We start from the raw sequence: 25,914 nt of genomic DNA on the forward strand, positions 1-25,914 counted from the left end.
CTCCCCTTCGCAGGGGAGGGAGCTAATCGTGTTTCGCACTCCGCTGCAATAAAACCCGAACTGATTTTCGTCTTACTCCTCCCCTTCGCAGGAGAGGGAGCCTTAATCATCACCACATCACTACCCCGATCATCGGCGCGATCACCACAGTGACCACACCCGCCAGCATCATCACCAGACTCGACACCACGCCTTCTTCCGCGCCCAGCTCATAGGCTCTCGCCGTACCCGCACCGTGCGACGCGGCACCGAATCCGGCACCTTTCGCCAGACCGCTTTTCACCGCCAGACGCAGAAACAGCATATCGCCGACCGCCATGCCGAAAACGCCAGTGATCACCACAAACAGCGCCACCAGATCCGGCTGGCCGCCCATTTGCTTCGCCGCCGCCAGTGCGAACGGCGTGGTGATGGAACGCACCGCCAGACTGCGCTGGATTTCTTCCGGCAAGGTCAGCAGCCGCGCCAGCCAGACGGAACTGCTGACGGCAACGACAATGGCCGTCAGCACGCCTGCACTCAGCGACATCCAGTGACGACGGATCACCGCCATATTCTCGTAAACCGGCACCGCAAACGCGATGGTCGACGGCCCGAGCAGCCATAACAGCCAGTGCGTTTCCCCGATGTAATCCTGATACGAGGTGTGCGTCACCACCAGCAAAATCACCAGCACGATGGGGGTAAATACCAGCGGCATCAGCAGCAGTGTGCGTTTCTGGCGGTAGAGTTTTTTGTTGGCGTAATACAGCCCGAGCGTGATCACAAAACACAACACGCTGATAAGCAAATCAGTCACGGCTCGCCTTCCTCGCCGCCAGACGCTGTTCCAGACGGTATACCTTATCGACCACCACCGCCGTCGCGCCGAGGGTCAGCAAGGTGCTGACACCGATCACCAGAAAGATTTTCCAGCCCTCAATCATCAGCAACTGGGCATAATTCACCACCGCCACGACCGCCGGAACGAAGAACAACAGCATTTCCGCCAGCAGCCAGCGGGAACCGGCTTTCACCCATTTCACCGGCAAAATGCGGAACATGATCAGTAATAAAAGCATTAGCATCCCGACGATATTCGCGGGTAAAGGCAGATGCAATACGGTGACCAGACGATCGGCAATCACGAATAACACCGCGTACAGCACCACCTGAACGGGGATCTGACAGCGGGTCAGCAGGGACGGCGCTTTAGTGCGCAACGCCAACAACATGGGAACGACCTCGAAAGAGGAAAAAGAGTGAAAATGAAGTATACGCTGGCAGGAAACCGGTAAAGAAATGAATTAAAATCATAAGAATGATTCCAGTTTGGAATACTTTGTCACCCGCCGATCTGACCGGGATACCTCAGCCCATGGACGTCCGTACCTTACGTTATTTTGTCGAAGTGGTTCGCCAGCAGAGCTTTACCCGCGCGGCGGAAAAACTGTTCGTCACCCAGCCGACGATCAGCAAAATGCTGCGCCATCTGGAAGACGAGCTGGAATGCACGCTGATCATCCGCGAAGGACGGCGTTTACGGCTGACCGACAGCGGTCAGGCGCTGTATCAGCGCGGGCTGAATATCCTCGAGGAATTCCGTCAGCTGGAAGCGGAACTGGAAGACATCAACTCGCTGAAATCCGGCCATTTGCGGCTGGGTATTCCGCCGATGGTCGGGACACAAATTGCGCCGCTGATCGGCAGTTTCCGCCAGAAGTATCCCGGTATTGAGCTGATAATTTCTGAGTTTGGCGGGCTGACCGTGCAACAGGCGGTGATTTCCGGCGAGCTGGATCTGGCGCTCACCGCCCTGCCCGCCGATGCCGTGCCTTCCATCGCGTCGTTGCTGCTGTTCAGTCATCCGCTGTGCGTCGTGGTGCCACGTACACCGCACTGGCTGAACCGTACCCGTATGGCGATCAGTGAACTGGCGGAAGAAAGCATCCTGATTTATAACGAGGATTTTGCCCTTTACCGTCAGCTGATGGATGCCTTTGCGTCACATGGTTTCACTCCGAAAATTGCGGCCCGCAGCGGACAGTGGGACTTCTTAGCGGCGATGGTGCAGACCGGCATGGGCGTGGCGATTTTGCCGGAACCTGTCTGTCAGCGGCTGGATAAAAACGCGCTGATGTGGCTGCCGCTGGATCCGCTGATGCCGTGGCAACTGGGCCTTATCTGGCATCAGGGCAGTTATCTTTCACACAGCGCACAGGCGTGGATCACCCTGTGCAGGGATTACTGGAAATAGCGGGAAGCAACGGGAAATAGCAGGCAATAAAAAACCGCGTGAACCTTGCAGCGCACGCGGTTTTTTTATTTCTGACAGACGCTACACCTCTTTTTCTACCAGAAGCGCTTCGAGTAAATCGAGATCATGCAGCAGTTTTTGCAGGGTCTCGTTACTGATTTTCTGCGTGGCGCGCAGGTGATACAGCTCACCCCGCTCGGCGCGCAGTGCGGTCAGACGGAAGCGACGCTCGAGGTTTTCCAGCTTCAGCGCGGTTTCCATATCATCGCGATTGGCCGTGCGTCGCCGCAGTGTGCCGATCACCCGCGAACTGATTTCCTTCAGCGTCTGTTCATCGATGTTTTCTTCCGTATCCGCCGCCAGACGCTCTTCCATCTTGTGCAGGCTTTCAATCGCCACTTCCGCCGCGATCGATTTCGCCATGCGCTCTTCTTCACGATAGGTTGTGCCATCGGCCACCACCACGCCCCGGAGCAGGAACGGCAAGGCAATCACCCCGGCAATCAGGGAGAACAGAATGACGCCGGTCGCCAGAAATACCAGCTGATAACGCGACGGGAACGCCGAACCGTCAGCGAGGAACAGCGGAATGGACAGCACACCGGCCAGGGTAATCGCCCCGCGTACACCGGCAAAAGACGCCACCCACAGCTCACGCGTACTGTAGCTGCCAAACAGCAGCGGTTTCTTTTTCAGGAAACGGTTGCTGAAATTCTTCATCACCCACAGCCAGACAAACCGCAGGATCAGCAGCGCAAAATAGATAATCCCGACGTCGGCAAACAGATGCCAGGTGACGATGGACGGATCATGCGTTGCCTGATCAATTGAGTTCTCAAGGATGCCCGGCAGTTGCAGACCCAGCATGATGAACACCATGCCGTTGAACACAAACTCGAGCATCGCCCAGACGCTGTTCGCGCGCAGGCGCATCGCCAGCGGCGCATTACGGATAATACCGGACTGGCTGATGGTCATACCGGCAGCCACCGCAGCCAGAATGCCCGACACGCCGATGTGTTCGGCAATCAGGTACGACGCGAACGGCAACAGCAACAGGAAGACGATTTGCGTCGCCGGATCATCACCGCTCCAGCGGCTCATGATGCGCAGCGATTTACTGTACAGCCACGTCACCGCCACACCGGCCATCAGACCGCCGATCGCCACTTTGAGGAATTCCACCGTGGCACCGCCGACGGTGAAGATCATCGTGCCCATCGCCACGGCGATAGCAAACTTCAGGGAGACCAGGCCGGACGCATCGTTCATCAGCGCCTCACCTTCCAGCACGCCCATGATCGACTTCGGAATGCGGCCCTTGCCGACAATGCCGCCCAGTGCCACGGCATCGGTCGGTGAAAGCACCGCCGCCAGCGCGAACGCCGCCACCAGCGGGATATCCGGCACCATCATATAAATCAGATAGCCGATGCCGACGACGGTGAGTAACACCAGCACCAGCGCCAGCCCGAGAATTTCGCGCCCGTGGTGGAGGAATTCACGGGTCGGGGTTTTCCAGCCATCTGCAAACAGCAACGGCGGAATAAAGAGGACGAGAAACAGCTCAGGATCGAAATCCACATGCAAACCAAAATTCGGCCAGGCCAGCAAGGCCCCGACAGCAATCTGCATTAATGGAAGAGGAACCTGAAACGGCAACATTCTGGTGACGACACCGGAGAGCGACACCACCAGAATCAAAATCAGAATGGTAAAGAAGATTTCCATGCTTTCCTTAGACTCTTGTTTTTATGAATTTCAGCCAGACGCAGGTGAGTGAGTCCGGAGCGAACTAAGGAATAGTAGATCAAAAGGGGATGTGATTTAAATCAGTGCGTGCGGTTACATCAGAGAGGGTTTGCTCCTTACCCGTCTCAGGAGCCGGAATGAAGGCTTTTTCGTGCTCCTCCCCCTGCGAAGGGGAGGCGGGAGGGGGTTTTAATGACAAAACTCATGCCAAAGCACACTTCAACCTGCTGATTCGTCATTAATACCCCACCCCAACCCTCCCCTTCGCAGGGGAGGGAGAAAGGCAGTTGGCATCAGATCGCCCATCCGCCCGCATAAAACACCACCAGCGCGACGGCGATAATCACCGTTCCGAGGTTGAGTTTGCGCCATTCGCCGGAGAAGATGCGGCCAATCACCAGCGCGCTGAAACCGAGCATGATACCGGTGACGATATTACAGGTCAGCACGATAAATACCGCGCACAGTAACCCTGACATCGCATCCACGAAATCGCTGAAATCCAGTTTGGTGACGTTGCTGAGCATCAGCAGGCCGACGTACATCAGCGCAGGTGCGGTCGCGTAAGCCGGAACCAGATACGACAGCGGAGACAGGAACAGCATCAGCAGGAACAGCACGCCGACCACGGTTGCGGTCAGGCCGGTTTTGCCGCCCGCCGCTGTACCGGCGGCGGACTCGATGTACACCGCAGCGGGCGATGCACCGACCAGAGACGCGAAAATGCTGCTCACGGAGTCAGCGGTCAGGGCTTTACCGCCGCTGATGATCTGGCCGTTCTCATCCAGTAAGTTCGCCTGCCCGGCGACCGCACGGATGGTACCGGTGGCATCAAAGACCGCAGTCATCACCAGTGCCAGCACGCTTGGCAATACGGCGGCTTTCAGCGCGCCCATGATGTCGAGATCGAAAATCACGGATTTACCGTCCGCGCCCGCCAGAGAAGGCATCGCGAATAAACCCTGATATTTCACTGTCGGATCGAAAATCAGACCGATAATGGAAATGGCGATAATCACCAGCAGAATGCCGCCCGGCACGCGCAGTTTCTCCAGACCAAAAATCACGGCCAGACCGAGCAACGTCATCACTACCGGGAAAGAGGTGAAGGCGCCGAGGGCTACCGGTAAGCCATCCAGCGGGTTTTTCACCACCAGACCGACGCCGTTGGCGGCAATCAGCAGCAGGAACAGGCCGATACCGATGCCGGTACCGTGCGCAACGCCTGCTGGCAGGTTGCGCAAAATCCACGAACGGATACCGGTCACCGAGATAATGGTGAACAACACCCCCATCAGGAACACCGCGCCGAGCGCGACAGGCACGCTGATATGCTGGCCGAGTACCAGACTAAACGCGGTAAAGGCCGTCAGAGAAATGGCGCAACCGATCGCCAGAGGCAGATTCGCCCACAGCCCCATCAGCAGGGAGCCAAAACCGGCGACCAGACAGGTCGCGACAAACACCGCCGTTGGCGAGAAGCCCGCTTTGCCGAGCATTGAGGGCACCACAATGACCGAATACACCATCGCCAGAAACGTGGTTAAACCGGCGATCACTTCCTGACGGACATTACTGCCACGCGCACTGATTTTGAAAAAAGCATCAAGCGGGCCTTTTGGCGCAATTGCGCTGCCCGCCTGAGGTTGTTGACTCGACATGGAAAATCCTCTGAATGTCTTTACTGATTAGCCGGCGTGGTCATTATGAAACCGTTTCTGCACGTTCACTTCCATATTTGTCGCCTGACATCGCCGAAAACAGCGTCAGAACGGCAAGGCAAACGTTTAACTCGCATCGCGTGTGGCGGGACAAAAATTAACGCAAACGATTATCCGGCCTTTGGTACTCCCATTTCAACTCCGTTCGCCGACAATTTACCGTTGTCCGGTCAATAAAAACGCGGTTGTGGTGGAAATTTACCCGTTGAAGAAAAGTGAGACGCAAAAGGCAAAAAAGACAGGAAAGAAAAAATAACAGGAGATTTATTAAGGTTTATTTTTTCGACACGTTCATTGCATAAAAAACTGTCCGCCATGAACGTGTCGAAATATAAAAATGCAGAATGGGATTAACGCAAGATAGTAAACGGCCCGCCACTTTCCAGCGCCTTCTGATAGGCCGGACGCGCCGTTATATTCGCCAGCCAGGCATTGAGTCGCGGATATTTTCCCAAACCGGCGCGGGCATTGATCGCTTCTATCGGGAAACTCATCTGAATATCTGCCGCGCTGAACTGATAACCGGCGAAATAAGGATGCGTAGTCAGATGCTGTTCCAGATAATCCATGTGGGTATAAATCTGCTTATCCAGATAGTTTTTCTGTACGCCCTGCCCGATCGCGCCGGCGACCGGACGGATCAGCCACGGCATCGGCGGTTTGCCCAGACGGCTGAAAATCAGCTTCATCACCAGCAACGGCATCAGCGAACCTTCCGCATAATGCATCCAGTAACGGTATTGCTGACGTTCGGCAAAAGCGGCCGGTTTCAGCGTGCCCGCCTCATCGTACACTTCCTGCAGGTATTCAATGATGGCACCGGATTCCGCGAGGATCATGCCGCTGTCCTCCAGCACCGGTGATTTGCCCAGCGGATGGACTTTTTTCAGCGATTCCGGCGCCAGCATGGATTTTTTATCCCGCTGATAACGCTGGATTTCATAAGGGACGCCCAGCTCTTCGAGCATCCATAAGATTCGCTGTGATCGTGAATTATCCAAATGATGCACTGTTAACATAAAGGTATTCTGCCCCGTTTGATTTAATTATTTGTTAACTATAGACAACGCTTTCAAAACCCGTATCACAAATACATTAAAAACCCTGCTATTTATCGGGTTTATTTGCGCCAGAATCTTTTTATTTGATTAAAATCACTTACGGATTAATCTTAATTACATGAAAAAAATAATCGTAACTTCATTCGCCTTTAATAACTCTTAATGCCATTATCGCCGGATAAAAAATCAGCCCGTCGCTTTCGACTCTATGTTTGTGGAGCCTCACATGTTTTCCAGTAATTACAACAATGTGCTCGTTATGTTTTCGTTCATTGTTGCAATGCTTGCCTCTTATACCGCACTTGATATGGCTGGCCGGGTTGCCACCACGGAGGGAAGGGCTTCCCGACTTTGGTTAATTGGTGGCGCCATTGCAATGGGTATCGGTATCTGGTCGATGCATTTTATCGGCATGCTGGCCTTTAATTCTGCGATGCCAATGGGTTACGACCCGGTCATTACCCTGCTTTCCATGTTTATCGCCATCATTTCGTCGGCCTTTGCGCTGTGGCTGGTGTGTCTGCAGGAATTACCGGTCAGACGTTTACTGGCGGGTGCCTTGCTGATGGGCGGCGGCATTGCCGCGATGCATTACACCGGTATGTCGGCGATGCTGATGATGCCGCCGATTGTTTACGATTACCGCTGGGTCGCGTTATCGGTGGCGGTGGCGATTGTCGCCTCCGGTGCGGCGCTGTGGATGGCATTCCATTTACGTCAGCAGTCGCCTAACGTGCGCCTGTTGCGCATCAGCGCCGCAGTGGTGATGGGCACGGCCATTGTCGGCATGCATTACATCGGTATGGCCGCCGCCGAATTTCCGATGGACAGCCACAGCATGGCGGCATTCAGCGGCGTGGACAATAACTGGCTGGCGTTGCTGGTGATTGTGGTCACGCTGGCCATTCTGGCGATCACGCTGATCATTTCCATTCTGGATGGCCGTATGCAGGCCCGCACGTCGATTCTGGCATCGTCACTGGCGCAGGCCAACCGCGAGCTGACGCAACTGGCGCTGCATGACAATCTCACCCGGTTGCCGAACCGTCTGTTGCTGGAAGACCGTCTCAGTCAGGCGTTTCAGAAAGCCTCTCGCGGCGAATCACAGTTTGCGGTGTTGTTCCTCGATCTCGACGGATTTAAAGCCGTGAACGATGCTTTCGGCCATCACATCGGTGATCAGCTGCTGATTTCCGTTACCGAGCGCCTGAAATCTCAGCTGCGGGCGACGGATACACTGGCGCGACTGGGGGGCGATGAATTTGTGCTGCTGGTTGAGATCACCGAGCCGACCGACGCGTCGCAACTGGCCGATAAACTGGTGCATCTGATTGCGCGTCCGTTCTATGTGTCCCGCTACGAACTGCTGGTGTCCGCCAGCGTGGGCATTGCGGTGTATCCGGGCGATGGCGAGAATGAGCGCGAGCTGATGCTCAATGCCGACGCGGCGATGTACCACACCAAGAATTCAGGCCGTAACGGACACAGTTTCTTCCAGCCGTCGATGAACGCCAATGCGCAGAACCAGTTGCAGATGCTCAATGATTTGCGTCTGGCGCTGGAACACCACGAATTGCGTCTGCACTATCAGCCAAAATTTATCGCGCCTTACGGGCCGGTCAGCGGTTTCGAGGCACTGTTACGCTGGGAGCGCGAGGGCAAAACCCTCAGCCCGGATGTGTTCCTGCCGCTGGCGGAAAAAACCGGTCTGATTATTCCCATCGGTGAATGGGTGCTGAACGAAGCCTGCCGCCAGTTGCGCGAATGGCATCTGCAGGGGCATACGCAATGGACGGTAGCGGTGAATTTATCCACGTTGCAGTTTGAGCAGACCAATCTGGTGGAAATGGTGATTGATACCATTGAGCGCCATCAGATCCCGCCTGAAATGCTGACGCTGGAAGTGACCGAAACCACGGCGATGCGCAATCCCGATGTGAGCGTGGAAATTCTGGAGCGTCTGACGCAATACGGCGTTAAAGCCTCGATTGATGATTTCGGGACCGGTTATTCCAGCCTGCTGTATCTGAAACGTCTGCCCGCCAGCGAGCTGAAAATCGACGGTGCCTTCATTAACGATCTGATTGCCGGCAGTGAAGACGCCAGCATCGTGTCGGCGATCATTGCCCTCGGCCAGACCCTCAACCTGAAAGTGGTGGCCGAAGGGGTGGAAACCACCCAGCAGCAGGATTTCCTGACCCAGCTGGGTTGCGACACCTTGCAGGGCTATCTGCTGGGACGTCCGATGACGCCACAACAGATTGCCCAGCATCCCGATTCAGACTGGGAACCGCAGATCACCATTACGCAAAAAGTCTGACGCGCCCTGCTCAGACGGCCGCCGTGCGGAAGAAACGCACGGCGTTGCGCAATTCGACACTTTGCTCCGTCAGGGATTGCGCCGCGGCCGCCGCCTGTTCGACCAGCGCGGCGTTCTGTTGCGTCACCCGGTCCATCTGATCGACAGCAATCCCCACTTCATGAATACCGGTGTGCTGCTCCGAGCTTGCCGTCGAAATTTCGCTGACAATTCCCGCCACCTTATTCACCGAACTGACAATCTCGTTCATGGCTTTACTGGCGCGATCGGCCTGCTGCGACCCTTCGGCAATTTTGCTGACGGTGCCCTGGATCAGGTCTTTAATCTCTTTCGCCGCCTGTCCGCTTTTTTGCGCCAGCACCCGCACTTCACTCGCCACTACCGCAAAGCCCTTGCCCTGCGTACCGGCACGGGCCGCTTCCACGGCGGCATTCAGCGCCAGCAGGTTGGTCTGGAAGGCAATACCTTCAATCACGCTGATAATATTAATGATTTCATTCGAACTGCCGGACACATCGCGCATATGCGCCTGCATTCCCGTCACGATCGCCCCGCCCTGAGACGCCGTTTTCGAGGTTTCCAGCGCCAGCTGGCTGGCCTGTCGCGCGTTATCCGCATTCTGGCTGACGGTGGTGGTCAGGTTCTGCATATTGGAACTGGTCTGCACCAGCGAGGCCGCCTGTTCTTCAGTGCGCTGTGATAAATCCACGTTGCCCTGTTCAATTTCACTGGCGGCATGACTGATGGATTCGCTGCCCTGCATAATCTGATGAATGGTTTTATTCAGTTGCTGATTCATCCCGTTGAGGGAGGCCAGCAAACTGCCGTCATCACCCGGTTTCAGGGTGATTTTTGCCGCCAGATTACCGGCGGCAATTTCGCGCATGATAGAGGCGGCATAGGCCGGTTCACCGCCCAGCTGTTTCACCAGATTGCGCGCCAGCAGCAGCGCCATCGCCAGTGAAAGTACAAAGGCCACACCCACCAGCACTAAGAACATCGCGCTGCCCGTGTGATAGCTGCTGCGCGCCCCGGCGGCGGCCTGCTCGCTGTTTGTCAGTTCGTTTTTGACCAGTGTCGCCAGATCCGCCATCAGTTGCGTACGGTACTTGCGCGAATTATCGCCGCTGATTTGCGTGGCCTGCGCGATGTCATTACGCTCCACCGCCGCGATCACCTGATCGTTCGCCAGCGAAAACTGTTCAAAATTGCGGACGATTTGTTTAAACAGATCCGATTTACTGCCGCCACTGTTCAGTGTCTGGTATGCGTTTTCAGCCTCTTTAAAAGTGGCCACCGCCTGCAGGATTTCGACCCGGTGACCGTCACGCGGCGCACCCTGCGGCGAGGCAATGTACTGCACCTGTTGCAGCCGTAATTCGGCCAGCGTTCCGCGCATGACCAGCGGAAACTGCACGCCGGGCAGCCGGTAAGCGCGGTAATTTTCAATCTGCTGATTGCTGCTGTTGAGCAACCAGGCCGACATGGCCGCCAGAATGAGCATCAGCGACAGGACGAGCGCGAAAGCACCCAGTAAACGGGCAAGGATGGTGAGGTTAGTGATCTTTTTCATCTGGACACATCGGGAAGTCAGTGACAGGAAACTCTCATAACGGCCAAACGCAGGGGAACTTTAGGCAAAATGAAACTATATTTCATTTTGTTAAACACTGACTTTCGAAATGTAATTTCAGGGTTACCGGACAAATTTTTCATGTTACCGCAATGCGATAAAAACATGATCTGCCACGCATTTGCCGGTTTTGCCCTCTCAGGGCGAGAGGGCAATCACCGCGACTCACTTTGGCTCAAAATCCGGCCATAACGGGCTGACGCCCGACAACAACTTCGCCGTCCCCGCCGCCACCGACATGTGTCGGAAATTGTCGCTGCCGTCCGCTGTCTTCGCGAATTTCACCACCGTTTCCAGCCCGGCTTCCTGACACAATACCGTGCCGCCAGCGATATCCCACAGCGTGGTGCGCCGTTGCAGATGGCCGTCGATAATGCCTTTTGCCGCAAACACCATGCCGACCGTGGTACAGCGATAACAATGTACTGACCAGTCAGCCGCGCGGATCCCCTGATAAAAGGCCGAGGCCTCGTCCAGCTGGTCATCGGCGCTGTCGCCCAGCGACACAATCTGTACATCTTCAAAACGGTCATCGCGACGGAAGGGTTTGTCGTTGAGGAAAATCCCCTTTCCGGATTCTGCTGCAAACAGATCGTTTAAAACCGGCAGCGCCACAATGCCCATCACCGGCTGTTTATTTTCCACCAGCCCGAGCGACACGCCCCACAGCGGCGAACCGCGCAGAAAATTCGAGGTGCCGTCGATAGGATCAATCACCCAGCACGGCGCGTCGGTCAGAATGCCACCCATCTCTTCACCGATCACCGCATCCTGCGGAAAATGCTCTGCCAGCCGGGTACGGATAAACTGCTCAACCGCCAGATCGGCTTCAGAAACAAAATCCTGCGTGCGCTTACTGCTGATTTCGATAGCGTCCCGGCGGTGAAAAAAGTCCAGCGCCAGTCTGGCGGCCTGCGCCGCAATCTGACTGGCAACCGCCAGACGCGGGGACATCATAGTGTTGGTCATGACAAATCCTGGGTTTTCAGTCGGAAGGAACAAAAGCTGTCTTCATAGAATGCACCGGAATCGATGAATAAAAAATGACAACCTGCCGCTTGCTAAAACAGCGTAAAACACTCTATATCTGTGTGCTTCAACTTTATGAATTTTGCCGGAGTTTTCCATGCCCGATGCCGCCCATTGGTTGCCCTTTCTGCTGATTTGTCTCGGTCTGGTGTTAACACCCGGACCTAACATGATTTACCTGATCTCGCGTTCGCTGTGTCAGGGTCCGAAAGCCGGGCTGATCTCGCTGGGTGGCGTGGTGCTGGGATTCCTGTTTTATATGCTTTTCGCTGCGCTGGGCATTACCGCGCTGGTGATGGCGGTGCCGTTCGCCTACGACGCCCTGCGCATCGGCGGCGCGGCGTATCTGCTGTATATGGCCTGGCAGGCGGTGAAACCCGGCGGTCGCTCGCCGTTTCAGGTCAGAGATTTACCCCGCGACAGTCATAAAAAACTGTTCACCATGGGGCTGGTCACTAATCTGCTGAATCCCAAAGCCGCCGTGTTGTATCTGACGCTGTTGCCGCAATTTATCGTGCCGGAACAGGGGCATGTGCTGGCACAGTCGCTGATTTTGGGCAGCTCGCAAATTCTGATCAGCACGACGGTTAACGCGCTGGTGGCACTTTCCGCAGGCTATATCGCGGGCTTTCTGGCGGGACGCCCTCTGTGGATGGTGCTTCAGCGCTGGTTTATGGGCGCGGTGCTGGGCGGACTGGCGGTGCGTATGCTGCTCGACGGGCGCAAATAACGCTCTGTTTACAAGACCATCTGTTTATAAAACCATCAGTTTCTAAAAACTGTCGATTGATAAAAACGTGGCACTTATCACCGGTCATATTCACTTTACCGCGAACGCTATATAATCCTCTGCACAACGAAACCAGAGGATTTTTCCGTGCGCGTATTTTCATCCCGCTTTTTGACTCCGGCAGCCCTGCTCGGCCTGGCCCTGAGTTTGGCTTCCCCTTCCGCGTTGGCTACACGTCAGATCACCGATCAGCTTGGCCGTCAGGTCACTCTTCCCGATCAGGTGGATCGCGTCGTCGTGTTGCAACACCAGACCCTTAATCTGCTGGTGCAGCTTGATGCCACCCGGGACATCGTCGGCGTGCTGAACAACTGGCAGCAGCAACTGGGCAGCGGTTATGTGCGCCTCGCGCCGGAACTGGCAAAAACGCCGGTGGTCGGTGACCTGACCAGCGTTAATCTGGAAAGCGTGGTGGCGCTGCATCCGCAGGTGGTGTTCGTCACCAACTATGCACCGCAGGAAATGATCGACCAGATCAGCCAGACCGGCATCGCCGTGGTGGCGGTATCGCTGCGTGATGATCCGAAAGGCGAAGAACATAAGATGAATCCGGTGCTGCCGGATGAAGACAAGGCCTACTCCGAGGGGCTGAAAAAAGGCATCGCGCTGATCGGTGAGGTGGTGAATCACCAGAAACAGGCGCAGGCATTGATCGACTATACTTTTTCTCAGCGCCGGTTAACCGGCGAGCGGCTGAAAAGTATTCCGGCCAGTCAGCGGATCCGCACTTATATGGCCAATCCCGATCTGACTACCTACGGCTCGGGGAAATACACCGGCCTGATGATGGCGCATGCCGGTGCCATGAACGTGGCGGCGTCCACGGTGAAAGGATTTAAACAGGTCGCGCTGGAGCAGGTGATCGCCTGGAACCCGCAGGTGATCTTCGTGCAGGATCGTTATCCTGACGTGGTCGGGCAGATCCAGCAGGATCCGAAATGGCAGGGCATTGATGCGGTGAAAAACCATCGTGTCTATCTGATGCCGGAATACGCCAAAGCCTGGGGCTACCCGATGCCCGAAGCCCTGGCCATTGGCGAACTGTGGATGGCGAAAAAACTCTACCCGCAAAAATTCGCCGACATCGACATGCAAAAACAGGCTGATGACTATTATCAGCGCTTCTACCGGACAAATTATAAGCCCGCGACAGAAGCGGCGCGCGCGGGGAAATAGCCTCGTCTCCGGCGCTTTATGTTGAGGCAATGTGACAAGGAGACCTGATGACAAAGACGATAAAAGTGCTGGCGGCAGGGAGTCTGCGCCGTGCGTGGGCACCGTTGTGTGATGCCTTTACGGAAGAAACTGGCGACAAAATCGACGTGGAATTCGGCCCCGCCGGATTGCTGCGCGAGCGCATCGAACAGGGTGAAAAAGTCGATCTGTTTGCCTCGGCCAATACCGCGCATCCGCTGACGTTGCAACAACATGGCAAGGCGCTGGAGGTGGAAGCCTTTTGCGGCAACAGCCTGTGCGTGACGGCCAGAAAGGGGCCCGAGCTGGAGAAACTCAACTGGCTGAGCGTGTTGCTGGATCCGCGTTTTCGTCTGGCGACCTCGACGCCGCAAAGCGATCCTTCCGGCGATTACACCTGGCAGATGTTCGAGCAGATCGAAAGACGGCATCCTGATGCGGGGGCGATTTTGCGCAATAAGGCGCTGCGGCTGGTGGGCGGTGAGAAATCGGCGAAAGTGCCGGAAGGCAAACTGGCGGCGGAATGGCTGATTTGCAGCGGTCAGGCCGATGTGTTTATCGGCTATACCAGTTATGCCACGCTGCTGCGGGAAAACGATGCGCTGGAAGTCTACAACATTCCGGCGGATTACAACGTGCGGGCCAGATACGCGTTGGCGACCTGCACGGAGAAAGGCAAACCGCTGGCAGATTTTATTCTTTCAGAAACCGGCCAGCATATTTTGCAGAATGCCGGTTTTTGCGGGAGACATGCGGTGATGCCGGAATAGAAAAAAGGAAAAAATATACCTCAGTGATCGAGGTCCCTTTCCTTCATTGCCCGCTGACGATCATAGTACTCATCTTCGGCGGCAATGATTTCATCCAGCAGCGAATCCACATCTGCTTTGTGCGTATCTTCGGTGAACTGCCCGGTCAGAATGGTTTCCGGCGTCAGTTTGCCGTCTTCGTACAATGCCCAGATTTCTTTGGCAAAACGCGTTTCCAGCAACTGTGGCGCAAACTGACCGTAATACTCGGTCATGTTATTCACATCGCGCTCAAACATCGATTCGGCATGGTTGTTGGCTGCCGCGTCCACGGCCTGCGGCAGGTCGATAATCACCGGCCCGTCGGCATCCATCAGCACATTAAATTCTGACAAATCGCCATGCACGATACCGGCGCACAACATGCGCACGATGTTACGGATCATGGTCTCAAAATCCGCGACGGCTTCTTCTTCGGTCAGGATCACATCACTGAGACGCGGCGCGACCACGCCGTCGGCGTCGGTGATGAGCTCCATCAGCAGCACGCCGTCCAGACAAATATAGGGCTGCGGCACGCGCACACCGGCATTCGCCAGACGAAACAGCGCATCCACCTCCGCCGTCTGCCAGGATTCTTCCTGCTGCTTACGGCCGAACTTTGACCCCTTCTGCATCGCACGTGCATTACGGGTATTGCGCACTTTACGGCCTTCCTGATACTGCACAGCCTGTTTGAAGCTACGTTGTGTCGCTTCTTTGTAAACTTTGGCACAACGGATCTCTTCACCGCATAACACGGTGTAAACGTCGGCCTCTTTGCCACTTTTCAGTCGACGGACCACATCATCAATCAGGCCGTCATCCACCAGAGGTTGGATTCTATTTGGGATTTTCATGCAGCCTTGTACCTTATTTCAGCGCATGAGGGAATGACCTGCGCAATATTCCCTGCATTACACACCAGACACGCGGTTCGCGTCATCCTTTCTTGATCCTTATCGCTGACTGTCTTCAGGGGTACAGTTTAACGTAGTGACGAGGGTGTGGATACTTTCTGCGCACAGGTTATTGCCTGTCATCTTGCTATTTCTTAACGCTAAACCTGACCGTTTCTGCCAAATAAACGATAACCTTCGCGCTGGTTGAGGCGATCATAATACGCCGACACCGCCGGTAACGCCGGACGCGACATCGGGGTCATCGACCAGCGGTTCACCGCCAGCCCGATCGGAATATCCGCCAGGGTAAAATTATCGCCCAGCACGTAATCGCCGCTGCGCTGAAGCTGTTCTTCCAGCATCTGCATATGACGGTTCCACTCGCTGACACCGGCATCAATCAGCGCCGGATCCTGATGTTGCGGGCTGTTGCGCGCCAGCGCCGGAAACGCATATCGCCACGAATTATTCAGCTCACCGGCCTGCCAGTCCATCCACTGTTCCGTCAGCGCACGGCGTTTCGGATCAGATGACAGCAAATCCTCACGCCCTTCCCGCGCCGTCAGGTAGCGGCAAATCACATTGGATTCCCACAGCACAAACTCGCCGTCGAGCAGCACCGGTACCATCGCATTGGGGTTCAGTGCCTTAAACTCCGGCGTCTGTGTGGTCTGAAAACCTGAACCGAATTGCTCCTGTTCATATTCCAGCCCCAGTTCGTGACAGGTCCACAACACTTTACGCACATTGATCGACGGTGATTTACCCAGAATCTTCAGCATGATTTCCCCTGATAAGTGGAGCGTTAATAGCCGGTTACGACGGACGGACAAAAATCCGCGTTTCTGACCCATGATAGGTGGTATCGGTTTTTGCCACGAAACCACATTTTTCCGCCAGACGGATGGAAGCCTGATGCGCCGGCGCAATAATGCAGCATAGCTGACGATCGAGATGTGTACCGGCCCAGTTCAGTACCGCCTGTGCGGCTTCAAACGCATAGCCTTTGCCGTGAAACGCCGGAGAAACCACCCAGCCCATTTCTGCCATGCCATTGAGCGATGGGGTAATTTCCCGCTGATAATCCGCCAGACCGATCTCACCGACAAACGCGCCTTCTGCGCCGTGATTTTTTTCGAACACGATCCAGTAACCGAACCCCAGCATCTGCCAGTGGCCGGGATAACGCAGCAGGCGGCTCCAGCTCGCCTCGCGGCCGGACGGCGTGCCGCCGATATATTTCACCACAGCCGGATCGGCCCATTGCGCGGCGATATGTTCAAAATCATCCACATGATGGCCGCGTAAAATCAGTCGTTCGGTTTCAATAACGGGAGCGAGGGTCTGCATGGTTTTTCCTGAAGGATAAGATGAATTAGCCGCGGCGCAGCGCCGTCGGCGTCATGCCGCGCACGGCTTTGAAGCGGTTACTGAAATGGCTGGCGGAACTGAATCCGCATTCCAGCGCAAGGGTGGTGATATCCATCTGACTGGTTTTTAATAAAATTTCCGCACGGATCAGCCGGGCATTCATCACGTACTGATGCGGCGCCATGCCCATACTTTGTTTAAACATACGGGCGAAATGGAATTCGCTGAGTTCCGCCAGCGCGGCGAGGTCCGGCAACAGCAAGGGTTCCGCAAGATGCGCGTGAATGTAATCTTTCACGCGATTGAGAATATGCGGTGCCAGCCCGCCGCGTACCGTGGGCAGCGCCCATTGCAGGTGGGTGTAATGTTTCACCAGATGCGCCAGCAGCAGATTTGCCGCGCTGCTGAGCATCAGCTGATTGCTGTTTTCCTGCCACTGACTGCTGAGTAAAAAGTGGCGATACAGCAGGGTAATTTGCGGATCTTCTCCGAACGTATGCTCTTCCATGCGGATCGCCGCCGGACTGCGATCCCAGGTTTGTTCCACCAGATGCCGTAAATGTTCGTCGGAGCAATACAGATGCACAAACGACAAATCGTCGCGCACATCCCAGCTCGACATGCTGTCTTTCGGCATCAGACAAAAACGATCCGGCCCGCCGCCATTGCGCCAGCCGCTGCGGGTTTTGTGATAACACTCATAACCGTCGGCGACGTACAGGCTCAGCGTGTGGTGATCGGCACTTTCCTGATTGACGATGTCATTTTTGTTCGACCACGCCGCCAGCTGAATACCTGACCCCAGTGTCAGACTGTCATGCAGCACCGCTTTGTGCTTGCGCAGCGTTTCAAACGCCTGATAAACCCTGGTCATGCCAGCACACCCGGTGGAGGAAAGAAGAGTCACAGTTTACGGTTTTTCCCCGCCGCAGAGCCAGATTTTGCTGCGTGACGCAGCGAAAAAAAGCGCAAGAATATGCAACCCGCCGCAAACGGCTGACAGCCAGCCAGCGCGCATTCCCGCACACTCCGCTCAACATGTCATGTGAAACGAGAGAAGGCTATGAACGCGCTGCTTTATATTCTGGTGATTATTATCTGGGGCACCACCTGGTTTGCCATCTACCTGCAACAGGGCGATGTCCCGGTGACGGTGTCGATTTTCTACCGCTTCCTGCTGGCGGCAGTGATCATGCTGGTGGCATTGCTGGCAACGCGCCGGTTGCGACGTCTGGCGCTGAAAGATCACCTGTTCTGCATGGTGCAGGGGTGCTGCGTTTTTTGCTTCAATTTTTACTGTTTCTATCACGCGGCAGCCTATATCACCAGCGGACTGGAATCGGTGATTTTCTCCATGGCCGTGCTGTTTAACGCCTTCAACGGCATGGTGTTTTTCCGCCAGAAACTGGCACCGGCGGTGATCCCGGCGTCGGTTCTCGGACTGGCAGGCATTATCACCTTGTTCTGGCATGATCTGAGCGCGGCACACATCGCGCCGGAACTGCTGAAAGGCATCGGTCTCAGCCTGCTCGGCACCTACGGATTTTCACTCGGCAACATGATCAGTTCCCGCCACCAGCGCCACGGGCTGGATGTGCTTTCCACCAATACTTACGCGATGTTTTACGGCACGGCCGTTATGGGCGCACTGAGCCTGATGCAGGGCGCGTCATTCGCCATCGATCTGACCCCGCAATACCTCGGCTCCCTGGTCTATCTGTCGCTGTTTGGCTCAGTGCTGGCCTTCGGTATTTACTTCACGCTGGTCGGCCGCATCGGTGCCAGTCAGGCCGCCTACAGCACCCTGCTGTTCCCGCTGGTCGCCCTGACGGTGTCCACGTTCTATGAAGGCTATCAGTGGCACACCAATGCGATTATCGGTCTGGCGCTGATCCTCATGGGCAATCTGGTGATGTTCTGCCGCCCGAACTGGCTGGAGATGTTCAGGAAGGCGGCAGTGGCATAATTTGATATCAGGCCAGCAAATTCTCACCGCCAATCAGCGGAATGATTCTGGCAAGCACGTCGTCAAACACGCCACTTTCCGCAACAGCGATAAACTTAGCCTGCCGGTGACGCCAGTCCATTGTGTGGATCAATGTTGTGGCGACCACACTCGGTGCACTCAAATTGTTAACCGGCACTTCGGTCGGTGCGCCACGAATACTGGTGCTCACCGGCATACAAATCACCAGCCCGGTGACCTGATTATAAGTTTCATGAGACAGGATAAGCGCAGGGCGATATTTGCCTATTTCCTTTCCTTTGGTTGGCTCAAAATCCAGCCAGCAAATATCGCCACGCTTTGGTAAATACATTAATAATCAAGCTCCCTGTCAGTCGGTTCTGCCAATTCATCCGCGTGAGCATTATACGCGCTCAGACCCGATAGCAAGCTGGCCTCAGTGACCTTCTGCTTCCCGGCTTTTCGAATTTGCAGCCCCTCTTCAGAAATCTCGATATCAACAACATCGCCTTCTTCGAATTGTGGAATTGACTTCAAATTTCCTGACAACCGTAGCGCGATGCTGTTACCCCATTTCTGTAATGTGGCCTGAGTTCGCATGTTCATTCCTCCACCGTTGTATCTACAAAGAGTATACAACGAAAAGCCCGTAACGTTATTTTCGTTACAGGCTTTTGCGAGCTGCATTCAGACTATTTATCTTTCAGGCTTAAACAGGAATGTTAAATAATCCCGCCATTCGCCTTCAGCGTCTGGCCGTTCACCCAGGCACCGTCGGGACCGGCGAGGAAGGCGACCACGGAGGCGATGTCTTCCGGCTGACCGAGGCGCTCAAGCGGTGAGGTTTTGGCGATGGTGTCCACCAGCTGATCCGATTTGCCGTTGAGGAATAAATCCGTTGCCGTCGGGCCGGGCGCAACGGTATTGACGGTGATCTGGCGGCCGCGCATTTCTTTGGTCAGCACACGGCTCAGCGCCTCGACAGCGGCTTTGGTTGCGGCATACACGCCGTACGTCGGCTGATACAACCCCACCACCGTCGATGAAAAGTTGATGATGCGCCCGCCATTGTGCAGATGTTTCGCCGCCTCACGCAGGGTGTTGAAGGTCCCTTTCAGATTAATGTCGATAAGGCGATCGAAGGCCGCATCGTCGGTATCGGCGATGGCAGAAAGCGTCATAATGCCCGCGTTATTGACCAGCACATCCACGCCGCCAAACGCCTGTTCCGCACTGGCAAACATCCGGCTGACCGCCGCCGCGTCGCTGACATCCGCCTGCGCGCTGATGGCCTTGCCGCCTGCCCGTTCAATCTTGCTGACCACCGCGTCGGCCTCTGCCGCACCGCGTGAATAGTTCACAATCACGGTAAAACCGTCCCGCGCCAGACGCTGCGCAATCGCTGCGCCGATACCACGGGATGCGCCGGTGACCAGGGCGACTTTCTGTTTTGATGAAGTCATGAGGTATTTCCTTTTGAGTTGTCCGGATTCATTGCTGCTGAAGAAAGCGTAGCCGATTGACGCTGCCGGATAATTACCCGATATTCGTTATCACTATCCGAAAAAGGCGAACAATCATCATGGATAAACTCGACAGCATGCAGTTATTCACCCGCGTGGTGGAACTGCGCAGTTTTACCCAGGCCGCACAGGCGCTGAACCTGAAACGCTCGACGGTGACCGACGCAATTAAGCAGCTAGAGACGCGGCTCAACATCCGGCTTCTGCAACGCACTACCCGTCACGTCAGTCCGACGCTGGATGGCGAAGCCTATTACCAGCGCTGTCTGCGTATTCTGGCGGATGTGGAAGATGCCGAAATGGCCTTTGCCGGTGCGCAGCCGAAAGGGTTATTGCGGGTGGATGTACACGGTTCGATGGCGCGACATTTTCTGCTGCCCGGCTTACCGGATTTTCTGGCGCAGTATCCCGACATTGAGTTTTACATGAGCGAAGGCGACCGGCTGGTGGATCTGGTGCGGGAAGGCATCGATTGTGTGATCCGCGCCGGAGAGCTGAAAGACAGCGATATGGTGGCGCGGCCGCTCGGTACGTTGCCGGAAATTACCTGCGCCAGCCCGGATTATCTGCAACGTTTTGGCATACCGGAAACACCGGACGATCTCGCCGGTCACCGGATGATTGGTTTCCGGTCCAGTGCGACCGGTGGTCTGTTGCCGCTGGTGTTTCAGCAGCAAGGTAAACTGCGTGACGTTATGCTGCCGACCAGTTTGTCGGTCAACGGCGCGGAAAGCATGAAAGAAGCGGCACGGCGCGGGATGGGGATTATTCAGGTGCCGCATTACGGCCTGCTGGAAGATCTGGCGCAGGGCAGTCTGGTGCAGATTCTGGCGGATTATCCGGCCGGTTCGCTGCCGGTTTCCCTGCTTTATCCGCGCAACCGCCAGCTTTCGCCACGCGTGCGGGTATTTATCGACTGGATGGTGAAAGAGTTTGCGCGGCGCGATCCGCATCTGACATGATAGTTTTTCTGCTCAGAAAGCCTGACGTCACAACGTTAACGATTGGGAGATGCCGATGACCACACCTGCTGTATTGCTGCATATCGGCAGCGAAGAAACGCAAGTTATCGTCCGTAGTGATGATAACGAAGATAAAAGTTTGCTCCTGACACTGGGCTCACAACTGACATCCGTCGGGTATTTCCGCCATTCTCCGCCGACGCCGGATGAAATGGAAACCGCCATTATGGTGGTCGAGGACGAAGTAATTCGTATCCGGCATGACATTCCGCCGGACGCCAAACTGTTCAGCACAGACAACGATATCCGCGCGCTGGCCCGCATTGCCGGTGAAGCAGGAAACGAAATAATGACCTTATCCCTCGACGCCGTTGAACGCACTTTCGACCGGCTGGCGCTGGTGATTAATGGCCGTCCTGCCCATTTCGAAGGCATCCCGGACGGTAATGATTTCGCCGCCACGCTGCTTATTTTGCGCGAATTTATGCATCACCTGCAATTTGATGAAATCGTGGTGAAAGGGACGAAATTTGAGATACCCAGGTAAGCACTAAAGAGAAAAGAACAGCCCCGGATGGGGCTGTTAATACGTTAGCACTGGATCAGGATTTACTTTTTCCCTGCCCGTGGGTGTCGTAATAATTGAGCACGAATTCGAGATCGAAGGTTTTCGACTGGAATGTCTGTTTAAGTTTTTCCTGTAAAGGTGCTGGTAAAGCTAAAAACCGACCTTCTGTTTTTATCACAGAGGGATTTGCGCCCGGCGAAAGGACAATCAAAGATTCGATCACTGTTTGATAATCTTGCCCGCTATGTGTGCTTTCAGGAAAACTGCCCGCATATGCAATCATACTCAGCATATATTCATATTCTTGCTGTTGAATACAGGATTTCAGCGATTCATTTTTAAAGTAAATAAGCGCAGTAGATATCGTTTCCCGATCAAAAGGCTTCAGATCTTCTGCGGTAATTTTCGGCTTTTGTTGCTCTTTTTTGTCACACAGCGTGGTTTGTCTGCCCAGGCTGTCCATCGCAGATTGCATTGCCTGCTTTAGTCTTAATTGCTCAGGCGAGATACCCTGAGTGGCAAATACGCTCAGAGGAAAAAAGAGTAAGAGTGCGGTTAATGTTAAGAGCTTCACATTCATTCCTTAAATGTTTAACGAAGACTGTCCTTCATACACATCCAAAAAGCACGTTCCTCACCTTGCAATCCAGTTGTTAATATTAGCATTTCGATATCTCTATATATCAAGTTCCTGACAAGGTCACCGGTTCCTTTCGCTGCCTGAGAAAACATAAAGAAATCTTGTTGTGTAACGTAAAAACTACTGGTTAATGAATTATTTTTAACGAAAATAGAATAAAGAACACTAGTTGCATTCAGTGCCTGAAGTAATGTTCCCAATTTTCTCTTTCGACGTATTTCTTCAATGGTATTGATACTCTGCTGGCCGAAAGTTACGGAACCTCCACCACATTCTATCATTTTAGACCTCAGCTATTATTGAAATATATAATTCATAATAAATACATTCACATGACCCATCAAATAACTTCATTTATATGATATTGGTAAAAATGATTTTTAACTGAAGAAATATCACACTTCCAGAAATAAAAAGCCTCCCTGAAATATTCAGAGAGGCTTATATTTTCCGTTTATTTAATTACGTTACTGCAATGGTTAATGATTTTTTAATACCGCAGGATCAGATTCCATCAATACCAGACTGCTGAGATCAGGCAGGGTCTGATGATTCAGGTAATCCTGGAACGACATGCGCGGGGCATTATTTTCCCAGGCGGATTGCAGCTTGCCGAGCAGGTCAGTGGTTTTCGACGTGATTTCCGGCGTGGTGGTGTCGGATTCCAGCGCGCCTTTCACATATTTCTGAATATGCGTTAAGTGGCTGGCCGACTGATCGACCGACGCACTCACCAGCGCCCCTTTGTGATACTGCACGGACGTCGTGCTTTCTGCCGAGTCATCAATCTGATAGTACAGGTAATTCTGCGAATTCCGGTCGCTGGTCAGGTTCAGCTGTAAACCCGGCGTCAGCGACTGATGGTAACTGGCGACCAGATGCGACTGCTGCTTCTGGGTGATATTGCGATCCTGCGTACCCGTACCGGTGATGCTGCTGGTTTGAGAAACCTGATAAGAGAACGTATCGGTTTCGTCCGGGCGCATCGGATTGGTGGTATCGACCGGCGTCTGTGAGATGGACGCCGTGAAATCCGCCAGCCCCGTCATCATGTTTTTATCGGTTTTGGTCAGCGAGAAATACACCGGCTCTGAGCCACGGGTTTTGTATGTCGTCGCCGTATCGCCGTAATTGCTGTTCAGGGCGGTAAAGGTATCTTTGAACATGGCCATCAGCGATTCATCGGCATTGCCGCGATTGCCTGCGCTGTTGATTTGCTTCAGATAACTGTTCAGCGCCTGTTTCTGCTGATTATCGGTGCCCAGCAGTGCGCGTTGACTCATGTCCACGCTGATATCTACCGTGCCAGCCACACCGGTCGATTTGACTGAGCGCGTATTCGCATCGGCGTGGAAATCCAGCGTCTGGGTATGGGTGGTGCCCAGCGAGGCATGTAAATCCACCGACGACAACGCCGAGGTATCAAACTTCGTCAGCCCGCTCAGATCCAGTTTCGGCGGCTGTGCCGTCAGGCCATCAATCGCTTTCTGAAAACCTTCTGCCAGTCCGGCCAGCGCTTTACGATCCGTATCGCTGAGCGTGCCTTTGCTGACATTCATCTGTACACCAAGCGCATCATCATCACTGCTGAGCGTGATATCGACCAGCGCGCCGCTGGCGGTTTTAATGCTCAGGCTTATCTGATTATCGGCTTTGGTATGAAGCTGGGTTTGTGCGGCGACGTTGCCCGCTGAACTGGCTGACTGAGCGGAAGTCTGCTTCATCACCGACTGGGAATAACTGCCGCTGTCGGTAGTAAATCGTTCAAGCAGCGCCGCACCGAGTCCGGTAAACCGCGCCGCATTGCCGGCGTTGCTGAAATTGGATGCGAGCTTTGAAGACATCAGATCACTGGAAGAACGTTCCCAGACCAGTGCCGGTTTGGTGAAGCTGTATACCGGCGACGCAGATTCCGTCTGGCCGATCATCACTGCGGTGGATTGTGTCGTTGAAGCCTGCTGCTGACTGGCTGTAGTAGTGACTGCCGTCAGTGATTTTGTTGACGTAACCAGCGTATTAAGCGCCTGATTACCTGTCGCAGAGATAACTGTCATCCCGATGAGTCCCTATGTTTTTGCGCCATAGCGCCAGTGGATACCTTGATCCTTCTGATGCTATTTTCGGCAAAAACACAGGAAACTTTAAGGATGTGTAAAAAGTTGTTTCTTTGACGTCCCGCGCTACTCCAGCGGGCCGCCCAGAATGGTTTCGCACATTCCGGAGAGAATGCGTTCGCCGGTTTCGGTTTTCAGATCTTCGTACCATTGTTCGGTCACGGCCATTTCTTTGCCATGGGTGACATCGCAGCGTTTACGCGCTTTCAGTACCAGATCCTTCACGCGATACGCGCGTTTTTCCTGATATCGCAGCAGTGCATCTTCAATGCCTAACGAATTGGTTTGCAGCATATTGGCCAGCACCACCGCATCTTCCATCGCCGCGCAGCCGCCCTGCCCGATATCCGGTGTGGTGCTGTGACCGGAGTCACCGAGCAGTGCAATCCGGCCTTTGACCAGTTGCATAAAGGGTTCGATGTCGTGGATTTCGACGCGGTTGGTGGTTTCCGGATTGATCTGGCGGATCAGCTTCTGCACCGGCTCCGCCCAGCCCGCAAAATAGCCCTGCAAATCATCGCATACTGTCGTGCGATCCTGCGGCAAGCCTTTCGGCAGCGGCACATCAAAGAAGAAATAGAAACGGTTGCCGCTCACCGGCATCAGCGAAACGCGTTTGCCCTCGCCGACAAACGTTGTCCACTGATCGGCTGGCGCGATGCTTTCGTCAATTTCCACCAGACCGTTCCAGTTGACGTAACCGGCGTAGCGGCGCTCTGTCGCATAACCCAGAACGTGCTGGCGGATAATGGAATGAGTACCGTCGGCAGCGATCAGCAGATCGCCGGTCGCAGACGTGCCGTCGTCAAACCAGGCGGTTACGCTGTCGGCGGATTCCTCAACGTGTGTGACGCGCTTGCCGAACTGCACCTGATCGCGGCCATACGTCTCGAGCAGCATCGACTGAAGTTCCGCGCGCGCCACCGGATAGGGCTGTTCGCCGACGCTTTGGATCAGCGGATCCATGCTGAACCGCGTCATGGTCTGTCCCTGCTGATACTCTTTGTACGCCATAAAGCGCATGTTGCCGCCGAGTTCGCGCAGCGCCTCTTTCATGCCGAGATAATTCAGGCACTTCACGCCGTTAGGCCAGATGGAAATCGCCGCGCCCACCGGTTTGATCTCCTTCACCGCCTCGTATACCGCCGTTTCGATACCAAAACGCTTCAGCGCAATCGCCGCACATGCACCGCCAATACCGCCACCAATCACGATCGCTTTCATATTTTTCTCCCCTGAGTCTCTTTAGGGAAAAGCAATTTCTGTACCAGAAAAGCAATTTGCCGCCGAAGCCTTGTATACAATCTTAAGGTAAATCTGTAACGGCCGAAGGACAGGCGAAAT

At 54.6% G+C, this 25,914-nt stretch carries 26 protein-coding genes; 8 read left to right on the forward strand and 18 right to left on the reverse strand.

From position 1 onward, the window contains the following. Nucleotides 1–109 precede the first annotated feature (109 nt). Together J9880_RS05635 and J9880_RS05640 are read right to left on the reverse strand one after the other, a co-directional pair. On the reverse strand, nucleotides 110–799 hold the full coding sequence (locus tag J9880_RS05635) for an LrgB family protein (RefSeq protein ID WP_095924376.1): 690 nt from the start codon (nucleotides 797–799) through the stop codon (nucleotides 110–112). After that, nucleotides 792–1,214 carry a CidA/LrgA family protein gene (locus J9880_RS05640; RefSeq protein ID WP_232770197.1) on the reverse strand — a complete coding sequence of 141 codons (423 nt, stop codon included), beginning with the start codon at nucleotides 1,212–1,214 and terminating at the stop codon, nucleotides 792–794. Before J9880_RS05640 ends, J9880_RS05635 begins: the two co-directional genes overlap by 8 nt. 143 nt (nucleotides 1,215–1,357) lie before the next feature. On the opposite strand from J9880_RS05640, the gene J9880_RS05645 reads away from it, so the two are divergent. Beyond that, nucleotides 1,358–2,236: a LysR family transcriptional regulator gene (locus tag J9880_RS05645; protein ID WP_232770198.1), complete on the forward strand. Its 879-nt coding sequence runs from the start codon at nucleotides 1,358–1,360 to the stop codon at nucleotides 2,234–2,236. An 81-nt stretch (nucleotides 2,237–2,317) separates the two neighbouring features. Here J9880_RS05645 and J9880_RS05650 read toward each other — a convergent pair whose 3' ends face one another. The 3 genes from J9880_RS05650 to J9880_RS05660 form a co-directional block, all read right to left on the reverse strand. Continuing rightward, nucleotides 2,318–3,967: a Na+/H+ antiporter gene (locus J9880_RS05650; RefSeq protein WP_095924374.1), complete on the reverse strand. Its 1,650-nt coding sequence runs from the start codon at nucleotides 3,965–3,967 to the stop codon at nucleotides 2,318–2,320. A gap of 314 nt (nucleotides 3,968–4,281) precedes the next feature. Next, nucleotides 4,282–5,649 carry an NCS2 family permease gene (locus J9880_RS05655; protein ID WP_095924373.1) on the reverse strand — a complete coding sequence of 456 codons (1,368 nt, stop codon included), beginning with the start codon at nucleotides 5,647–5,649 and terminating at the stop codon, nucleotides 4,282–4,284. A gap of 410 nt (nucleotides 5,650–6,059) precedes the next feature. Continuing rightward, nucleotides 6,060–6,728: a glutathione S-transferase family protein gene (locus J9880_RS05660; protein WP_119823656.1), complete on the reverse strand. Its 669-nt coding sequence runs from the start codon at nucleotides 6,726–6,728 to the stop codon at nucleotides 6,060–6,062. Between the two features lie 268 nt (nucleotides 6,729–6,996). Between J9880_RS05660 and J9880_RS05665 the strand changes: the two genes are divergently transcribed. Continuing rightward, complete coding sequence (locus tag J9880_RS05665) at nucleotides 6,997–9,090, forward strand: putative bifunctional diguanylate cyclase/phosphodiesterase (RefSeq protein ID WP_119823658.1); 2,094 nt, start codon at nucleotides 6,997–6,999, stop codon at nucleotides 9,088–9,090. Between the two features lie 10 nt (nucleotides 9,091–9,100). On the opposite strand, the gene J9880_RS05670 is transcribed toward J9880_RS05665, so the two are convergent. Further along, a complete protein-coding gene (locus tag J9880_RS05670; protein ID WP_095924370.1) occupies nucleotides 9,101–10,663 on the reverse strand; it encodes a methyl-accepting chemotaxis protein in 1,563 nt (520 codons plus the stop codon). A gap of 225 nt (nucleotides 10,664–10,888) precedes the next feature. Next, a complete protein-coding gene (locus J9880_RS05675; RefSeq protein WP_095924369.1) occupies nucleotides 10,889–11,692 on the reverse strand; it encodes an inositol monophosphatase family protein in 804 nt (267 codons plus the stop codon). A gap of 157 nt (nucleotides 11,693–11,849) precedes the next feature. Between J9880_RS05675 and J9880_RS05680 the strand changes: the two genes are divergently transcribed. The 3 genes from J9880_RS05680 to modA all read left to right on the forward strand — a co-directional run bounded on the left by J9880_RS05680 (nucleotide 11,850) and on the right by modA (nucleotide 14,506). Next, nucleotides 11,850–12,482: a LysE family translocator gene (locus J9880_RS05680; protein ID WP_095924368.1), complete on the forward strand. Its 633-nt coding sequence runs from the start codon at nucleotides 11,850–11,852 to the stop codon at nucleotides 12,480–12,482. Between the two features lie 186 nt (nucleotides 12,483–12,668). Further along, complete coding sequence (locus J9880_RS05685; protein WP_229920964.1) at nucleotides 12,669–13,718, forward strand: ABC transporter substrate-binding protein; 1,050 nt, start codon at nucleotides 12,669–12,671, stop codon at nucleotides 13,716–13,718. A gap of 47 nt (nucleotides 13,719–13,765) precedes the next feature. After that, entirely contained in the window at nucleotides 13,766–14,506 is a 741-nt protein-coding gene (gene modA / locus J9880_RS05690; protein ID WP_095924366.1) for a molybdate ABC transporter substrate-binding protein, read from the forward strand. Between the two features lie 20 nt (nucleotides 14,507–14,526). On the opposite strand, the gene J9880_RS05695 is transcribed toward modA, so the two are convergent. From J9880_RS05695 to J9880_RS05710, 4 genes are all read right to left on the reverse strand, one after another. After that, nucleotides 14,527–15,384 carry a PA4780 family RIO1-like protein kinase gene (locus tag J9880_RS05695; protein WP_095924365.1) on the reverse strand — a complete coding sequence of 286 codons (858 nt, stop codon included), beginning with the start codon at nucleotides 15,382–15,384 and terminating at the stop codon, nucleotides 14,527–14,529. A gap of 200 nt (nucleotides 15,385–15,584) precedes the next feature. After that, on the reverse strand, nucleotides 15,585–16,208 hold the full coding sequence (locus J9880_RS05700) for a glutathione S-transferase family protein (RefSeq protein ID WP_095924364.1): 624 nt from the start codon (nucleotides 16,206–16,208) through the stop codon (nucleotides 15,585–15,587). A 34-nt stretch (nucleotides 16,209–16,242) separates the two neighbouring features. Further along, the gene (locus tag J9880_RS05705) at nucleotides 16,243–16,776 is read right to left on the reverse strand and encodes a GNAT family N-acetyltransferase (protein WP_131693986.1); all 534 of its coding nucleotides are present in this window, start codon (nucleotides 16,774–16,776) and stop codon (nucleotides 16,243–16,245) included. 25 nt (nucleotides 16,777–16,801) lie between these two features. Next, on the reverse strand, nucleotides 16,802–17,671 hold the full coding sequence (locus tag J9880_RS05710; protein ID WP_095924362.1) for a helix-turn-helix domain-containing protein: 870 nt from the start codon (nucleotides 17,669–17,671) through the stop codon (nucleotides 16,802–16,804). 189 nt (nucleotides 17,672–17,860) lie between these two features. Between J9880_RS05710 and J9880_RS05715 the strand changes: the two genes are divergently transcribed. After that, complete coding sequence (locus J9880_RS05715) at nucleotides 17,861–18,763, forward strand: DMT family transporter (protein ID WP_232770199.1); 903 nt, start codon at nucleotides 17,861–17,863, stop codon at nucleotides 18,761–18,763. Between the two features lie 7 nt (nucleotides 18,764–18,770). Here J9880_RS05715 and J9880_RS05720 read toward each other — a convergent pair whose 3' ends face one another. From J9880_RS05720 to J9880_RS05730, 3 genes are all read right to left on the reverse strand, one after another. Further along, nucleotides 18,771–19,115, reverse strand: a complete 345-nt coding sequence (locus J9880_RS05720) for a type II toxin-antitoxin system PemK/MazF family toxin (RefSeq protein ID WP_232770200.1) — start codon at nucleotides 19,113–19,115, stop codon at nucleotides 18,771–18,773. Next, complete coding sequence (locus J9880_RS05725) at nucleotides 19,115–19,363, reverse strand: AbrB/MazE/SpoVT family DNA-binding domain-containing protein (protein ID WP_095924359.1); 249 nt, start codon at nucleotides 19,361–19,363, stop codon at nucleotides 19,115–19,117. Before J9880_RS05725 ends, J9880_RS05720 begins: the two co-directional genes overlap by 1 nt. 122 nt (nucleotides 19,364–19,485) lie before the next feature. After that, a complete protein-coding gene (locus J9880_RS05730) occupies nucleotides 19,486–20,226 on the reverse strand; it encodes an SDR family oxidoreductase (RefSeq protein WP_232770201.1) in 741 nt (246 codons plus the stop codon). A gap of 119 nt (nucleotides 20,227–20,345) precedes the next feature. On the opposite strand from J9880_RS05730, the gene J9880_RS05735 reads away from it, so the two are divergent. Next, on the forward strand, nucleotides 20,346–21,248 hold the full coding sequence (locus J9880_RS05735; RefSeq protein ID WP_095924357.1) for a LysR family transcriptional regulator: 903 nt from the start codon (nucleotides 20,346–20,348) through the stop codon (nucleotides 21,246–21,248). Between the two features lie 55 nt (nucleotides 21,249–21,303). Beyond that, a complete protein-coding gene (locus tag J9880_RS05740) occupies nucleotides 21,304–21,795 on the forward strand; it encodes a hypothetical protein (RefSeq protein WP_232770202.1) in 492 nt (163 codons plus the stop codon). A gap of 55 nt (nucleotides 21,796–21,850) precedes the next feature. Here the strand turns inward: J9880_RS05740 and J9880_RS05745 are convergent, their stop codons facing one another. The 4 genes from J9880_RS05745 to hpxO form a co-directional block, all read right to left on the reverse strand. Continuing rightward, a complete protein-coding gene (locus tag J9880_RS05745) occupies nucleotides 21,851–22,390 on the reverse strand; it encodes a hypothetical protein (protein ID WP_123902747.1) in 540 nt (179 codons plus the stop codon). 17 nt (nucleotides 22,391–22,407) lie between these two features. Beyond that, nucleotides 22,408–22,737, reverse strand: coding sequence for a hypothetical protein (locus J9880_RS05750; RefSeq protein ID WP_095924354.1), 330 nt, complete (start codon nucleotides 22,735–22,737; stop codon nucleotides 22,408–22,410). A 198-nt stretch (nucleotides 22,738–22,935) separates the two neighbouring features. Continuing rightward, nucleotides 22,936–24,510 carry a hypothetical protein gene (locus J9880_RS05755; protein ID WP_232770203.1) on the reverse strand — a complete coding sequence of 525 codons (1,575 nt, stop codon included), beginning with the start codon at nucleotides 24,508–24,510 and terminating at the stop codon, nucleotides 22,936–22,938. Between the two features lie 126 nt (nucleotides 24,511–24,636). Then, entirely contained in the window at nucleotides 24,637–25,794 is a 1,158-nt protein-coding gene (hpxO, locus tag J9880_RS05760; protein ID WP_232770204.1) for an FAD-dependent urate hydroxylase HpxO, read from the reverse strand. Between the last annotated feature and the right edge of the window lie 120 nt (nucleotides 25,795–25,914).

Origin of the sequence: Rahnella victoriana (genome assembly GCF_021276285.1) — a bacterium.
Lineage (GTDB): Bacteria > Pseudomonadota > Gammaproteobacteria > Enterobacterales > Enterobacteriaceae > Rahnella > Rahnella victoriana.

Bases quoted from the DNA above. Each gene is read 5' to 3' on its own strand.
- J9880_RS05640 (WP_232770197.1), bottom strand. From the start codon at position 1,214: ATGTTGTTGGCGTTGCGCACTAAAGCGCCGTCCCTGCTGACCCGCTGT.
- J9880_RS05645 (WP_232770198.1), top strand. From the start codon at position 1,358: ATGGACGTCCGTACCTTACGTTATTTTGTCGAAGTGGTTCGCCAGCAG.
- J9880_RS05650 (WP_095924374.1), bottom strand. From the start codon at position 3,967: ATGGAAATCTTCTTTACCATTCTGATTTTGATTCTGGTGGTGTCGCTC.
- J9880_RS05655 (WP_095924373.1), bottom strand. From the start codon at position 5,649: ATGTCGAGTCAACAACCTCAGGCGGGCAGCGCAATTGCGCCAAAAGGC.
- J9880_RS05660 (WP_119823656.1), bottom strand. From the start codon at position 6,728: ATGTTAACAGTGCATCATTTGGATAATTCACGATCACAGCGAATCTTA.
- J9880_RS05665 (WP_119823658.1), top strand. From the start codon at position 6,997: ATGTTTTCCAGTAATTACAACAATGTGCTCGTTATGTTTTCGTTCATT.
- J9880_RS05670 (WP_095924370.1), bottom strand. From the start codon at position 10,663: ATGAAAAAGATCACTAACCTCACCATCCTTGCCCGTTTACTGGGTGCT.
- J9880_RS05675 (WP_095924369.1), bottom strand. From the start codon at position 11,692: ATGACCAACACTATGATGTCCCCGCGTCTGGCGGTTGCCAGTCAGATT.
- J9880_RS05680 (WP_095924368.1), top strand. From the start codon at position 11,850: ATGCCCGATGCCGCCCATTGGTTGCCCTTTCTGCTGATTTGTCTCGGT.
- modA (WP_095924366.1), top strand. From the start codon at position 13,766: ATGACAAAGACGATAAAAGTGCTGGCGGCAGGGAGTCTGCGCCGTGCG.
- J9880_RS05695 (WP_095924365.1), bottom strand. From the start codon at position 15,384: ATGAAAATCCCAAATAGAATCCAACCTCTGGTGGATGACGGCCTGATT.
- J9880_RS05700 (WP_095924364.1), bottom strand. From the start codon at position 16,208: ATGCTGAAGATTCTGGGTAAATCACCGTCGATCAATGTGCGTAAAGTG.
- J9880_RS05705 (WP_131693986.1), bottom strand. From the start codon at position 16,776: ATGCAGACCCTCGCTCCCGTTATTGAAACCGAACGACTGATTTTACGC.
- J9880_RS05710 (WP_095924362.1), bottom strand. From the start codon at position 17,671: ATGACCAGGGTTTATCAGGCGTTTGAAACGCTGCGCAAGCACAAAGCG.
- J9880_RS05715 (WP_232770199.1), top strand. From the start codon at position 17,861: ATGAACGCGCTGCTTTATATTCTGGTGATTATTATCTGGGGCACCACC.
- J9880_RS05720 (WP_232770200.1), bottom strand. From the start codon at position 19,115: ATGTATTTACCAAAGCGTGGCGATATTTGCTGGCTGGATTTTGAGCCA.
- J9880_RS05725 (WP_095924359.1), bottom strand. From the start codon at position 19,363: ATGCGAACTCAGGCCACATTACAGAAATGGGGTAACAGCATCGCGCTA.
- J9880_RS05730 (WP_232770201.1), bottom strand. From the start codon at position 20,226: ATGACTTCATCAAAACAGAAAGTCGCCCTGGTCACCGGCGCATCCCGT.
- J9880_RS05735 (WP_095924357.1), top strand. From the start codon at position 20,346: ATGGATAAACTCGACAGCATGCAGTTATTCACCCGCGTGGTGGAACTG.
- J9880_RS05740 (WP_232770202.1), top strand. From the start codon at position 21,304: ATGACCACACCTGCTGTATTGCTGCATATCGGCAGCGAAGAAACGCAA.
- J9880_RS05750 (WP_095924354.1), bottom strand. From the start codon at position 22,737: ATGATAGAATGTGGTGGAGGTTCCGTAACTTTCGGCCAGCAGAGTATC.
- J9880_RS05755 (WP_232770203.1), bottom strand. From the start codon at position 24,510: ATGACAGTTATCTCTGCGACAGGTAATCAGGCGCTTAATACGCTGGTT.
- hpxO (WP_232770204.1), bottom strand. From the start codon at position 25,794: ATGAAAGCGATCGTGATTGGTGGCGGTATTGGCGGTGCATGTGCGGCG.